Annotated in this window: 11 protein-coding genes and 1 pseudogene; 2 read left to right on the top strand and 10 right to left on the bottom strand. The window is 69.7% G+C overall.

The genetic code is table 11. From position 1 onward, the window contains the following. Positions 1-49 precede the first annotated feature (49 nt). The 7 genes and pseudogenes from mreD to ACRX5W_RS06780 all read right to left on the bottom strand — a co-directional run. Positions 50-553: pseudogene (gene mreD / locus ACRX5W_RS06810) on the bottom strand (rod shape-determining protein MreD); the annotation flags it as partial. A 3-nt stretch (positions 554-556) separates the two neighbouring features. After that, entirely contained in the window at positions 557-1,549 is a 993-nt protein-coding gene (gene mreC, locus ACRX5W_RS06805; RefSeq protein ID WP_436787026.1) for a rod shape-determining protein MreC, read from the bottom strand. Positions 1,550-1,620: 71 nt separating this feature from the next. Beyond that, the gene (locus ACRX5W_RS06800; protein ID WP_436787504.1) at positions 1,621-2,640 is read right to left on the bottom strand and encodes a rod shape-determining protein; all 1,020 of its coding nucleotides are present in this window, start codon (positions 2,638-2,640) and stop codon (positions 1,621-1,623) included. Positions 2,641-2,964: 324 nt separating this feature from the next. Next, positions 2,965-3,375, bottom strand: a complete 411-nt coding sequence (gene ndk, locus ACRX5W_RS06795; RefSeq protein ID WP_436787025.1) for a nucleoside-diphosphate kinase — start codon at positions 3,373-3,375, stop codon at positions 2,965-2,967. A gap of 79 nt (positions 3,376-3,454) precedes the next feature. Then, positions 3,455-3,778, bottom strand: coding sequence for a DUF4233 domain-containing protein (locus tag ACRX5W_RS06790; RefSeq protein WP_436787024.1), 324 nt, complete (start codon positions 3,776-3,778; stop codon positions 3,455-3,457). Between the two features lie 3 nt (positions 3,779-3,781). Then, positions 3,782-5,350: a bifunctional tetrahydrofolate synthase/dihydrofolate synthase gene (folC, locus tag ACRX5W_RS06785; protein WP_436787023.1), complete on the bottom strand. Its 1,569-nt coding sequence runs from the start codon at positions 5,348-5,350 to the stop codon at positions 3,782-3,784. A 51-nt stretch (positions 5,351-5,401) separates the two neighbouring features. After that, positions 5,402-8,035, bottom strand: a complete 2,634-nt coding sequence (locus tag ACRX5W_RS06780; RefSeq protein WP_436787022.1) for a valine--tRNA ligase — start codon at positions 8,033-8,035, stop codon at positions 5,402-5,404. A gap of 292 nt (positions 8,036-8,327) precedes the next feature. Between ACRX5W_RS06780 and ACRX5W_RS06775 the strand changes: the two genes are divergently transcribed. Further along, a complete protein-coding gene (locus tag ACRX5W_RS06775; protein ID WP_436787021.1) occupies positions 8,328-9,062 on the top strand; it encodes a hypothetical protein in 735 nt (244 codons plus the stop codon). 588 nt (positions 9,063-9,650) lie between these two features. Next, positions 9,651-10,163, top strand: a complete 513-nt coding sequence (locus ACRX5W_RS06770) for a hypothetical protein (protein ID WP_436787020.1) — start codon at positions 9,651-9,653, stop codon at positions 10,161-10,163. 69 nt (positions 10,164-10,232) lie between these two features. Here the strand turns inward: ACRX5W_RS06770 and clpX are convergent, their stop codons facing one another. From clpX to ACRX5W_RS06755, 3 genes are all read right to left on the bottom strand, one after another. Then, positions 10,233-11,516: an ATP-dependent Clp protease ATP-binding subunit ClpX gene (clpX, locus tag ACRX5W_RS06765; RefSeq protein WP_436787019.1), complete on the bottom strand. Its 1,284-nt coding sequence runs from the start codon at positions 11,514-11,516 to the stop codon at positions 10,233-10,235. A gap of 209 nt (positions 11,517-11,725) precedes the next feature. Then, the gene (locus tag ACRX5W_RS06760) at positions 11,726-12,400 is read right to left on the bottom strand and encodes an ATP-dependent Clp protease proteolytic subunit (protein WP_436787018.1); all 675 of its coding nucleotides are present in this window, start codon (positions 12,398-12,400) and stop codon (positions 11,726-11,728) included. 62 nt (positions 12,401-12,462) lie between these two features. After that, a complete protein-coding gene (locus ACRX5W_RS06755) occupies positions 12,463-13,053 on the bottom strand; it encodes an ATP-dependent Clp protease proteolytic subunit (RefSeq protein WP_436787503.1) in 591 nt (196 codons plus the stop codon). Positions 13,054-13,372 lie beyond the last annotated feature (319 nt).

The following is a 13,372-nucleotide window of genomic DNA, read 5'->3' as shown; positions in this document are numbered from 1 at the left end:
TGCGTGCTGCGATGGGGTGCGCAAGGTGCGCGGCGGATCAGACGGGCAGCATCGGCTGCGGGTCGGTGCGGCGGGCGCCGGCCATCACGAGCGGCACCACGAACGGCGAGAGCAGCGCGTCGTAGATGACCGCCGTGACCATCAGGTGGGCGACCCCGGCGTCGCGGGCCGCCGAGTCGCCGACGAGCGCACCGACACCCGCGTACAGCGCGGTGGTCACCGCGGCGAGAACGACCACGACGAGGATCGGGGTGAGCACCGACTGGCGGTTGCGCGCCGAGAACATGCCCGCGATGTAGCCGGCAACGCACAGCACGAACGCGTAGCGCCCGGCGGCGTGGTCGGACGGCGGCGCCAGGTCGGCGCACAGCCCGGCGGCGAACCCGATCACGCATCCCGCCGTGGGGCCGTACGTCATGGCCATGCCGACCACGACGAGCAGCAGCAGGTCGGGCACCGCGCCGGGCAGCCCGAGCCGGGCCAGGACACTCACCTGGAGCACCAGGGCGACGACAATGAGGACGGCGGCGTACAGCACCCGTACTGCTCCCACCGGTCAGTCCCTTCGGGTCGTGGTGTTCGGCTGCGGGGTTCCGCCGGCCGTCTTGTCGGGATCGGCAGGCGGCGGAGCCGACGGGGCCGGCGGCGGCGCGGCCACCGGGGCGACCGGGGCCGGCGGTGCGGGGGCGGGAGCGGGCGGCAGGACCGCGTCACGCGGATCGGTGCGCGGTGGCTCGATCACGACGCCGACGGTGTCCAGGCTGCTGAACCGCACGAACGGCTTCACTTCGACGGTCTTGGTCAACGTGCCCGGCGTGGACCGGATTTCGGTGATTTCCCCGACAGGCACGCCGGGCACGAAGGGCCGCCCGCCCTCCGAACCGAACGACACGAGGCGGTCGCCGATCTTCACCTGGGCCTGGCCGTTGAGGAGTTGCAGGCGCATCGGGCGGTCGCCCTGGCCCGTCGCGATGCCGATCTCCATCGAGCCGGCCATGCGCGAACCGACCGAGAAACCCGGGTCCGTGGCGAGCAGCACCGTTGCGGTCATCGGGCCCACGGTCGTGATCCGGCCCACCAATCCGTCGCCGTTGAGCACGGTCATGTCGGTCTTGATGCCGTCGCGGCTGCCGACGTCGATGGTCACCGTCCACGAGAAGCCCTGGGCCGGTCCCACCGCCACGACGCGCGCGGGCTTGATCTTGTACTGCCCGACCGAGGCCACGCGCAGGAGCTTGTCGACCTCGGCGACGCGGGCGCGGTCCAGTTCGATGTACTCCAACTGCTGGCGGAGCCGGGCGTTTTCGGCTTCGAGCTTCTCCTTGTCGTCCTTGTGGTCCCCGGCGTCGCGCACCGCGTCGACGGCGTCGCCGATGGGGTCCACCGCGGCCGCGGTCGCGCGTTCGGCCGGGCCGAAAACCGCCGAAGCCCAGTCGCGGGCATGCGACATGGGCGAATTCCGGCCGCCGCGGATGTCCACGGTGATCAAGGCGAAGGAGATCGCGAGCAACAGCACGAGGACCATGCGGCTGCGGCGGGTGTCCCTCACGATGCGCCCCGCCCCTTTCGTTTACTGACGTGCGTGGTGGATCGCTGAATCCCGGTCCGAACGGCCGGCGGTCACCTGCGGGGCTGCGCGTCCAGCACCTGCTGGAGCGCCTCGTACTCCTCGACGCACTTCCCGGCTCCCAACGCGACCGAGTCCAGCGGGTTGTCGGCGATGTGGATCGGCATGCCGGTCTCGGCACGCAGGCGTTCGTCGAGCCCCCGCAGCAGGGCACCGCCGCCGGTGAGCACGATGCCGCGGTCCATGATGTCGCCGGAGAGCTCCGGCGGGCACTTGTCGAGCGTGGTCTTGACGGCGTCGATGATGGTGTTGACCGGCTCCTCGATCGCCTTGCGAACCTCGCCGGTGGAGATCACGATCGTCTTCGGCAGGCCGCTGACGAGGTCGCGCCCGCGGATCTCGCTGTGCGCGTCGTCGCCCATGTCGAATGCCGACCCGATCGACATCTTGATCTCCTCGGCACTGCGTTCGCCGAGCAGCAGCGAGTACTCCTTCTTGACGAAGTTGATGATCGCCATGTCGAGTTCGTCGCCCGCGACGCGGATCGACTGCGCGGTCACGATACCGCCCAGCGAGATCACCGCGACCTCGGTGGTACCGCCGCCGACGTCGACGACCATGTTGCCGGTCGCCTCGTGCACCGGCAGGCCCGAGCCGATCGCGGCGGCCATCGGCTCCTCGATGATGTGCACGCTGCGCGCGCCGGCCTGACTGGACGCCTCGACCACGGCGCGGCGTTCGACGCCGGTGATGCCGCTGGGCACGCAGATCACCACGCGCGGGCGCGCGAGGTAGCGGCGGCGGTGCACCTTGAGGATGAAGTAGCGCAGCATGCGCTCGGTGATCTCGAAGTCGGCGATCACGCCGTCCTTGAGTGGCCGGATCGCGACGATGTTGCCCGGCGTACGGCCGATCATCTTCTTCGCCTCGGCACCGACCGCGAGGATGCCGCCGGTGGCGGTGTTCTTGGCGACGACGGACGGCTCGTTCAGGACGATGCCGCGGCCTCTGACGTACACCAGCGTGTTGGCCGTGCCGAGGTCGACTGCCATGTCACGACCGATGAACGACAAATTGTTCGCCATGAAGCAACCAGGGCCTTCCGGAGCCTTTTTGAGCCTTTGTAAGCCAACGCGGGCCAACGAGGACGTGAACCGGCCTGCTGCACGCGGCTGGGACCGGTCCCCAATCGTAGGCGTGCCACGGCGCGCGGAACACCTGTGAACCACGATGACGTGATCATCAGACCGAAGGTTGTTTGCCACGCGCGGCAATAGGGTCAAACTTGTTTTCTCACCCCGAAGCATCACTCAAAGGGCACAAAAACTGCCGCCAACCGGCCGTATGGGTAATACGTCCGGTGGTTTCGTTGAGTACGCGGGGTTCGTGACGGCGCGTCAGGCGAGATGCGGGAAGAAGTTCTTGATCTCACGCGCCGCGGACTCGGGCGAATCCGATCCGTGCACGATGTTCTGCTGCGTGACGGTGGCCAGGTCGCCGCGGATCGTGCCGGGGGCGGCCTTGATCGGGTCGGTGGCGCCCGCGAGCGTGCGGAACGCCTCGATGACGCGCTCGCCTTCGACGACGATCGCCACCGACGGCGCCGAAGTCATGAACTCGACGAGGCTCGGGTAGAACGGCTTGCCCGCGTGCTCCTCGTAGTGGCGTTCGATCGTCTCCCGGTCCATCACCCGCAGGTCCAGCGCGGCAAGGGTGAACCCCTTGCGCTCGATTCGACCGATGACCTCGCCGACGAGACCGCGCCGGACACCGTCCGGCTTGACGAGGACAAGCGTGCGCTCGGACACAGGGGCACTCCTGACACAGATGCGGGATGCGGATGCGGACTTCAGGTTTTCGGGACTCGAACGAGCCGCTGTCCCGAGCCTATCCGCGTGCGGCCTTCGCGGCGTCGATGGTACGGCCCACGCGGACGCACGCGTACCAGATCGCGGCGAACAGAATGCCCACCACGAACATCATCGGCACCACGAACCCGGCCGCGATCAAGGCGACTTGCAGCGCCCACCCGGCCGACACGGCCCAGGGCGCGGACAGTCTGCCGCACAGCAGAACGCACAGCACCGCCGCCGGACCCGCCACACTCCACAGGACGCCCGTGGAGATGTCGGTGAGGGACATCGCCACCAGCGCACCGAGGCAGATCACGATCGCTTCGCCGATCAGATGGGTGGAGCACAGGGCACGCACCGGTCATCCCCTTCCTTGCCGCCCGCCGGTGAGCAGCACGCGCGCCTCGCCCACCGTGACCACCGACCCCGTGACCAGCACCGCGGCACCGCCCAGGTCGCCTTCCTCCTCCGCGAGCCGCACGCCGGCGTCGATCGCGTCGTCGAGGCGCGGCACGACCTCGACGCGGTCCTCGCCGAAGATCTCCACGGCCAGCGCCGCGAGTTCGTCGACGGGCATGGCCCGCGGCAGGGAGTTCTGGGTGACCACGATCTCCGAGAAGACCGGCTCGAACGCCTCCAGAATGCCGCGCACGTCCTTGTCCGACATCGCGGAGACGACGCCGACCAGGTGCGTGAAGTCGAAGGATTCCGAAATCGCGTCGGCGGCGGTCCGCGCGCCGGCCGGGTTGTGGGCGGCGTCCAGGACGACCGTCGGGCCGCGGCGGACGACCTCAAGACGGCCGGGCGAGGTGACGCCCGCGAAGGCCTCGCGCACCAGCTCGACGTCGAGCTTGCCGGTGTGGTCGAGGCCGACGCGCTGGCCCGTGCCGACGCCGAAGAACGCCTCGACGGCAGCCAGGGCGACGGCCGCGTTGTGCGCCTGGTGCGCGCCGTGCAGCGGGAGGAAGATCTCGTCGTACTCCCCCGACAGGCCGCGCAGCGCCACGAGTTGGCCGCCGACCGCGAGATCGCGGCGGACGACGCCGAACTCCATGCCCTCGCGGGCGACCGTCGCACCGACCTCGACGCTGCGGCGCAGGAGCGTTTCGGCGGCGTCCAGCGGCTGTTGGGCCAGCACCGCGAGGGCGCCCGGCTTGATGATGCCGCTCTTCTCGACCGCGATGGCTCCCGGGGTGTCGCCGAGCTTGTCGCTGTGGTCGACCGCGATCGGGGTCACCACCGCCACCTGGCCGTCGGCGACGTTGGTGGCGTCCCACGCGCCGCCCAGGCCGACCTCGACCACCGCCACATCGACGGGGGCGTCGGCGAACGCGGCGAACGCCATGCCGGTGAGCACCTCGAAGAACGACATCGGCAGCGGTTGTGCCGCGTCGACCATGCCGACGTACGGGAGGATGTCGCGGTAGGTCTCGACGAACCGCTCGTCGCTGATCGGTTGGCCGTCCAGGCTGATGCGCTCGGTCATCGCCGTGACGTGCGGGCTGGTGTAGCGCCCGGTGCGCAGCGAGAACGCGCGCAGCAGCGCCTCGATCATGCGCGCGGTCGAGGTCTTGCCGTTGGTGCCGGTGATGTGGATGACCGGGTACGCGCGCTGCGGGTCGCCCAACACGTCCATGAGCGCGGCGATGCGCGTCGTGGACGGCTCCATCTTGGTCTCCGGCCAGCGCGCGACGAGCTCGGCCTCCACGGTGCGCAGGTCGGCGGCGGGGTCAGTCACGGGCTTCACCGGTTCGTCGGGGTCGGGTGGTGCGGAACGCGGGTGGTGCGGTGGTGCGGTCGGTTGACGCGGCGACCGGTGCCGGGGCGGGGGGGGGGGGAGGGGGGGGGGGGGGGGGGGGGGGGGGGTGGGGGGGGGGGGCGGGGGGGGTGGGGGGGGCCGGCCCCCCCCGGGGCCCCCGCCCCCCGGCACACGGACACCTGATGCACGGTCACCTTCCCGACCTTCGCCCAGAGCCTCGCCTCAGGCCGCCGGCAGGCGGTCGAGCTGGCCGGAGATGCGGTCGATGTCGGCCTCCGCGGTCGCCAGTTGCGTGCGGACCTTGGCGATCACCTCGGCCGACGCCTTGCTGAGGAAGCCCTCGTTGGCGAGCTTCTTGGTGCACTGCTCCTTGGTCTTCTCGGCCGCCGCGCGGTCCTTCTCCAGGCGGCGCCGCTCGGCGGCGACGTCGATCGCGCCGGACAGGTCCAGCTCGACCAGGGCTCCCGCGATCGGGAACGACGTCGTGGCGGCGAAGCCCTCGGCGTCGGGCTCAAGGCGGGCGAGCGTGCGGATCGGCGCCTCGTGGGCGGCCAGCGCCGTGCCGGCCAGGGTGAGCCGCGCCGGGACCTTCTGGCCCGGTTTGAGGCCCTGGTCACCGCGGAACCTGCGGACCTCGGTGATGACCTGCTGAAGAGTCGTCACCTCGGCCTCCGCTGCCGGGTCGCGGCGGCCCTCGGGCTGCGGCCACGCGGCGACGACGAGCGACTCGCCGCCGGTGAGCGTGGTCCACAGCTCCTCGGTGACGAACGGCACGATCGGGTGCAGCAGGCGCAGCGTGACGTCGAGGACGTGGCCCAGGACGCGGCGCGTGGCGGCGGCCTGGGGGCCGCCGGCCTGGAGGGTGATCTTGGACAGCTCGACGTACCAGTCGAAGACCTCGTCCCACGCGAAGTGGAACAGCGCGTCGCTGAGCTTCGCGAACTGGTAGTCCTCGTACAGCGCGTCGACCTCGGCGACGGTCGCGTCGAGGCGCGAGAGGATCCACCGGTCGACCGTCGAGAGCTCTTCGGCAGGCGGCAGCGGGCCTTCGACCGTCGCGCCGTTCATGAGCGCGAACCGGGTCGCGTTCCAGATCTTGTTGCAGAAGTTGCGCGAACCCTGGACCCACTCCTCGCCGATCGGCACGTCGGTGCCGGGGTTGGCGCCGCGCGCGAGGGTGAAGCGCAGGGCGTCGGTGCCGTACGCGTCCATCCAGTCGAGCGGGTCGACGGCGTTGCCGAACGACTTCGACATCTTCTTGCCGAACTGGTCGCGGACCATGCCGTGGAGGGCGATGGTGTGGAACGGCGGTGTGCCGTCCATCGCGTACAGGCCGAACATCATCATCCGGGCGACCCAGAAGAAGAGGATGTCGTAGCCGGTGACCAGGACCGACGTCGGGAAGAACTTGTCGAGGTCGGGCGTGCGCTCGGGCCAGCCGAGTGTCGAGAACGGCCACAGGCCGGACGAGAACCACGTGTCGAGGACGTCGTTGTCCTGACGCCAGCCGTCACCCGCAGGCGGCTCCTCGTCGGGACCGACGCAGACGATCTCGCCGTTCGGGCCGTACCAGACCGGGATGCGGTGGCCCCACCACAGTTGGCGCGAGATGCACCAGTCGTGGAGGTTGTCGACCCAGCCGAAGTAGCGGGCCTCCATCTCCTTCGGGTGGATCTCGACCCGGCCGTCGCGGACCGCGTCGCCCGCGGCCTGCGCGAGCGGCCCGACCTTGACCCACCACTGCATCGACTGGCGCGGCTCGATCGTCGTCTTGCAGCGCGAGCAGTGGCCGACCGCGTGGGTGTACGGGCGCTTCTCCGCGACGATGCGGCCCTCGGCGCGCAGCGCGGCGACGATCGCGGACCGCGCCTCGAAGCGGTCGAGGCCCTGGAACGGGCCGTGTGCGGTGATGACCGCGCGCTCGTCGAGGACCGTGAGAGAGGGCAGGTCGTGGCGCTGCCCGATCTCGAAGTCGTTGGGGTCGTGGGCCGGGGTCACCTTGACAGCGCCGGTGCCGAACTCCGGGTCGACGTGCTCATCGGCGACGATCGGGATGCGGCGTCCGGTCAGCGGGAGTTCGATCTCGGTGCCGACGAGGTGGCGGTATCGCTCGTCGTTCGGGTGGACCGCGACGGCGGTGTCGCCGAGCATCGTCTCGGCGCGCGTGGTCGCGACGACGATCGCGGTGCCGTCGGCGTCCGTGCTGCCGTAGCGGATGGAGACGAGCTCGCCGTCGTCGTCCTGGTAGTCGACCTCGATATCGGAGATCGCGGTCAGGCAGCGCGGGCACCAGTTGATGATCCGCTCGGCGCGGTAGATCAGACCGTCGTCGTAGAGGCTTTTGAAGATCGTCTGGACGGCGCGCGACAGGCCCGCGTCCATCGTGAAGCGCTCGCGGCGCCAGTCGACGCCGTCGCCGAGCCGCCGCATCTGGCCGAGGATCTTGCCGCCGGACTCGGTCTTCCACTGCCAGACGCGCTCGATGAACGCCTCACGGCCGAGGTCGTGGCGGGACAGGCCCTCCTTGGCCAGCTCGCGCTCGACGACGTTCTGCGTCGCGATGCCGGCGTGGTCCATCCCGGGCTGCCACAGCGTCTCGTAGCCCTGCATGCGCTTGCGGCGCGTCAAGCTGTCGATCAGCGTGTGCTCGAACGCGTGCCCCAGGTGCAGCGACCCGGTGACGTTCGGCGGCGGGATGACGATGGTGTAGGCCGGCTTCTCGCTCTTCGCATCGGCCTCGAAGTAGCCCGCGGCTACCCAGCGCTCGTACAGCTTGGCCTCTACCTCGGCAGGGGCGTACTGGGACGAGAGTGTCTGCGCCTGGGCAGCGGTCGCGGAGGAAGAAGTCTCGGTCACAGTGCCCAAGTCTACGGATGCCCCGGCCTCGGTTCCGCACCATATACAGGCGCGGACGCCCGGCCATGGGCGAGGGCCGCGGGCGCCACGTCCGTTTCGGCGGCGTCGCGGTGACGGCGGCCCGGTCACCGCCTTGTCACCGTGCTGTCACCACCGCCCCCCTGGCCCTGGAAAGCACCGGTGGAACAGCTAATGTTCGGGACCGAGCCGGACGAACGGCCGCACGTGGGGGGTCATGGGCGGACGTGAGCGATCCGGCATATAACGACCGCTTTCCCTGGGGGGATTTGCCATGCGCACCCGTACTTCCGCCATACCTGCCGCACTTGTCGCCGCCGTGCTGGGATCGATGGCGCTGACCGCCTGCGAACTACCGGGCCAGGACGACAAGAAGAACGCCGGAGCGAGCTCTTCGCCGAGTGCTCCCGAATCGCCGTCCGCGTCGGCCCAGCAGTCCGCCGCCGCGTCCGCCTCGGCGTCCACCGCCCCGAAGGCCACCGACCAGCCGAGCGCGAAGCCCACCGGCCGGAACTCCACGAGCGCGGCCCCGACCAAGGCGGCCGGACCTCGGACCCTGGTCCCCACCGCGTCCACCGCGGGGTACGTGCGCTACACCGGCGACGGAACGCTCCTCGACGTGCCGGTGGACCCGGGCGAGATGACCGACAAGAACAACCTGGTCATGGAGGAGTACGCCAAGAACGCCTCCGGCCCGCGCGAGGTGCTGTTCGTCGGCGTCGACGGGCTTGCCTCGGTCGACGGCAAGCGCATGGAGCACATGATCCGCGGCATGATCGACTGGGTGAACGCGGACGGCGGCAGCGTGCCCGAGGGTGCCTCGATGCAGTCCTACGCGGCCGGCCCGCTGGGCGGCACGCTGGAGTGCATGCCGGCCCAGGACGCCTACCCGGCGGCGATCTGCGCGTGGGCCGACACGAACACCGTCGCGGTGGCCTACTTCGACAAGCTCTCCGCCGACGCGGCCGCGGTGAAGTTCGTGGAGATGCGTTCGGACCTGGAGAAGTAGCGGGGTCGCGCCCGCGGTCGGCAGCTATGCGGGCCGGGCATCCACCGGCATGCTCCCGACCTTGAGAACCGACGGCGTTGCGTGGTTGGCGTGTGACGGTCTCTACCGTCACACCGGCGGCGGCCGGAGCGGGACGGTGCCCGGGCGCGTGAACTTCCCCACGCTGCTCGAACATCACAGCTTCTCCACAGCCTTCAAGAGCGTTTGTCCACAGCTTCGATTGGTGCCGCTCCACACGGCCGATTACGTTCTCGGCCGTGGGAGGAGGCCGGCGCGTTCGCGGAAAACAGCGGCGCCGCGGATGACATGAGCGACAACCACGGAAGCGCCGACCCGGCCGCGGCACCGCCGTGGCGGCCCGCGCCTGCCGGTCCGCCCGCGTCATGGCGGTGGCCTCGATCGCGAGCGGTCGACGCATACGGGATGCACCATCCGAACAAGCCGCCTTTCTCGGCCGGTTACCGGCCCACGGCACCCGGTGTCCACCGGGCGACCGGTGTTCTTCGGGCCCCGGCGCCGCGCACTGGCGCTTTCCGCGCGAGGCAGGGTCTGTTCGGGCGCGGGGCGGCGGCACGTCCGCCTCGGCAAGTGGCAGTCGTCCTCGTCGCCGTCGTCGGTCTCCTGCTCGTCGCCGGGGTGCGCGGGACGGACGGCGGACGACCCCTCGCCGTCGCTGTCGTGGCGACGCCGGAGGTGCCCGCATTCGCGCTGCCACCGTCGATCGACGGACGGCTGCCGCTTGCCGAGGCGGACGTGTCCCCGGTGGCCGCTGACGTGGCCGCAGTGTTCGCGCGGGACTTCGACCACGTGGTGACCCGGGTATACGGCGAACGCGGCGACAGGGATGCGGTGTTCGTCCTTCTCGGCGACCGGCGCTCGGTCGTGCCGGCGGACTTCGTACGCGACTTCGCACCGAAGGCCGGCGCCCCGGAGCATGCACCGGCCGGGAACAGCCCAGGCACCGACCGGTGTTGGTCGGGCGGCGAAGCCGGAGCGTGCCTGTGGGGCGACAACGAGAAGCTGCTTTACGTCGGCAGCATCCACGGCGTCGAGCACACCGCAGGACTGCTGGAACGCATCCTTCGCGGCGCGCCCGCGTGACCCCACGACACACACGAAGGCCCGGATCCCCCGCGGGGATCCGGGCCTTCGGCGTCGGGGGTGAAGTGCCTACGCGCTCTTCTCGCGGCGCTCGCGCTTGACGATCTCGCGCGGCACCAGCGTCGGGTTGACGTGCTTGAGGACGACGTCGTGGGTGATGACCACCCGGGCGATGTCCTTGCGCGACGGCACTTCGTACATCACCGACATCAGGACCTCTTCCATGATGGCGCGCAGGCCGCGGGCGCCGGTGCCCCGCAGAATCGCCTGGTCGGCGATGGCCTCCAGCGCCCCCATCTCGAAGTCCAGCTCGACACCGTCGAGTTCGAAGAGCCTGCGGTACTGCTTGACCAGGGCGTTCTTCGGCTCGGTGAGGATCTGGATGAGCGCCTCGCGGTCCAGGTTGTGCACCGAGGTGAGGACCGGCAGCCGGCCGATGAACTCGGGGATCATGCCGAACTTGAGCAGGTCCTCGGGCATGACCTCGCCGAATGCGTCGGCGAGGTCCATGTCGCGCTTGGAGCGGATCTGCGCGCCGAAGCCGATGCCCTTCTTGCCGACCCGGCCCTCGATGATGCGCTCCAGCCCCGCGAAGGCACCGCCCACGATGAACAGGACGTTCGTCGTGTCGATCTGGATGAACTCCTGGTGCGGGTGCTTGCGACCGCCCTGCGGCGGCACGCTCGCCGTGGTGCCCTCCAGGATCTTCAGCAGCGCCTGCTGGACGCCTTCGCCCGAGACGTCGCGCGTGATCGACGGGTTCTCGCTCTTGCGGGCGATCTTGTCGACCTCGTCGATGTAGATGATCCCGGTCTCGGCCTTCTTGACGTCGTAGTCGGCGGCCTGGATCAGCTTCAGCAGGATGTTCTCGACGTCCTCACCGACGTATCCGGCCTCGGTGAGGGCGGTGGCGTCGGCGATCGCGAAGGGGACGTTGAGCATTCGGGCGAGTGTCTGAGCCAACAGCGTCTTGCCGCAGCCGGTCGGGCCGAGCAGCAGGATGTTGGACTTGGAGATCTCCACACCGTCGTCGCGCCCACCGCCCTTGCCGCTCTCGCCGGCCTGCACGCGCTTGTAGTGGTTGTAGACGGCAACGGAGAGCGCCTTCTTGGCGACCTCCTGGCCGACGACATACCCGTCCAGGAACTCGCAGATCTCCCGGGGCTTGGGCAGTTCCTCGAACTTGAGCTCGGAGGACTCCGAGAGCTCCTCCTCGATGATCTCGTTGCACAGGTCGATGCACTCATCGCAGATGTACACACCCGGACCGGCAATGAGCTTCTTCACCTGCTTCTGGCTCTTCCCGCAGAACGAGCACTTGAGCAGATCGCCACCGTCACCGATGCGTGCCACGAGGTGCATCTCCTTCGCCTGGGCCGCGGCGCGAGCCGGACCTGGTGCCTGGTCTTTCGACGGTACCCCGCCGCAATCGCCCATCCCCCGGTTTTGGGCCCTCCCGCGGTCTTTTTCCGGGGCGAGCGCCCCCTTTCCACCGCGGGCCCCCTCCGGGGGGAGGGGATCATCGGCCGGCCGTCACACGCCGCGACCGGCCGATGCCGCCGTCATCCGGTCGACCGGGGTGACTTCCGGGGGGAGGTGATCTCGTCGATGAGGCCGTACTCCAGCGCCTCTTCAGCGGTCAGGATCTTGTCCCGCTCGATGTCGTCGCGAACCTGGTCGATCGGACGGCTGCTGTGCTTGGAAAGCATCTCCTCCAGCAGCGTGCGCATACGCATGATCTCGTTGGCCTGGATCTCCAGGTCCGACACCTGCGCACGCCCTGTTTCACTGTACGGCTGGTGGATGAGGATGCGGGAGTTGGGGAGTGCCATCCGCTTGCCGGGGGTGCCGGCGGCGAGCAGCACGGCCGCGGCGGAGGCCGCCTGGCCCATGCACACCGTCTGGATGTCGGGGCGCACGAACTGCATCGTGTCGTAGATGGCGGTCAGCGCGGTGAACGATCCGCCGGGCGAGTTGATGTAGATCGAGATGTCGCGGTCGGGGTCCATGGACTCCAGCGTCAGAAGCTGGGCCATCACGTCGTTGGCGGACGTGTCGTCGATCTGGACGCCGAGGAAGATGATGCGCTCTTCGAAGAGCTTGGCGTACGGGTCGTACCGCTTGATGCCCTGCGACGTGCGCTCTTCGAACTGAGGGACGATGTAGCGGCCCTCGGCGCGCCCGGCGGACAGCGCCCGGGCGTCGGGCCGCGGGTTGGGGAAGGGCAGGTCATTCATGGGTTTCGGTCCTCCGGGACTGCGGCTGCTGGGTGGCTCGGCGGCTGGGTGGGCCCGGCGGATCAGCTCGCGCTGCCGTTGGGGACCTCGCGGGCGCTGGTGACCACGTGGTCGACCAGGCCGTACTCCTGCGCCTCCTGCGCGGTGAACCAGCGGTCGCGGTCCGAGTCGCGCTCGATCTCCTCGAAGGTGCGCCCCGAGTGGGCGGCGATCAGCTCCGCCATGCGCTTCTTGAGCCGCAGCAACTGCGCGGCCTGGATGCGGATGTCGGACGCGGCACCGCCGAGGCCCGCAGAGGGCTGGTGCATGAGGATCTCGGTGTTGGCCAGCGCGATGCGCTTGCCCGGTGCGCCCGCCGTCAGCAGGAACTGGCCCATGGAGGCGGCCAGGCCCATCGCGACGGTCGAGACGTCGTTGCTGATGAACTGCATGGTGTCGTAGATCGCCATACCCGCCGTGACGGATCCGCCCGGCGAGTTGATGTACAGCGAAATGTCTTTTTCCGGGTCTTCGGCGTTGAGCAGCAGGAGCTGCGCCGAGATCGCGTTCGCGATCTGGTCGTCCACCGGTGCGCCGAGGAAGATGATCCGCTCGCGCAGCAGCCGGTTGTAGACCTGGTCGTCGAGCCCCATACCGCCCTGGGGTGCACGCATGGCGGGCACCGCGAGTCCCGGAGTCACGATCTGCGGATTCGTCACGTATCCACCTGCTCGTTTCCGACGGCAACCCGAGCCGTCCTGAAGTCGACCTTGCGGGAGCACCGGCCGTGCCCGGTTCCTGCACCGACCTGCGTTGGTGTCCCCCTCGTACAGCGACCCTAACGCGCCCCGCCGCCGTGACCATCCCCGACGCCGGGCTGTTCGCCGAGAGCGCATCGGAGCGATTTCCGGGCGGGAAGCGGGGTCGATGGGCTACACCGTACGGCGTGCGCCGTACGACGACGCGTGAGGGCCCGGCCGCCGGACAGCGGCC

This window comes from Yinghuangia sp. YIM S10712 (genome assembly GCF_051388935.1).
Lineage (GTDB): Bacteria > Actinomycetota > Actinomycetes > Streptomycetales > Streptomycetaceae > Yinghuangia.
The sequence above is the reverse complement of the archived record's forward strand: the minus strand, read 5'-3'. Positions and strand labels throughout refer to the sequence as shown.

What these genes read in the sequence shown, in the direction of transcription:
- ACRX5W_RS06775 (WP_436787021.1), top strand. Translation starts at nt 8,328, where the DNA reads ATGCGCACCCGTACTTCCGCCATACCTGCCGCACTTGTCGCCGCCGTG.
- ACRX5W_RS06760 (WP_436787018.1), bottom strand. Translation starts at nt 12,400, where the DNA reads ATGAATGACCTGCCCTTCCCCAACCCGCGGCCCGACGCCCGGGCGCTG.
- ACRX5W_RS06755 (WP_436787503.1), bottom strand. Translation starts at nt 13,053, where the DNA reads ATGCGTGCACCCCAGGGCGGTATGGGGCTCGACGACCAGGTCTACAAC.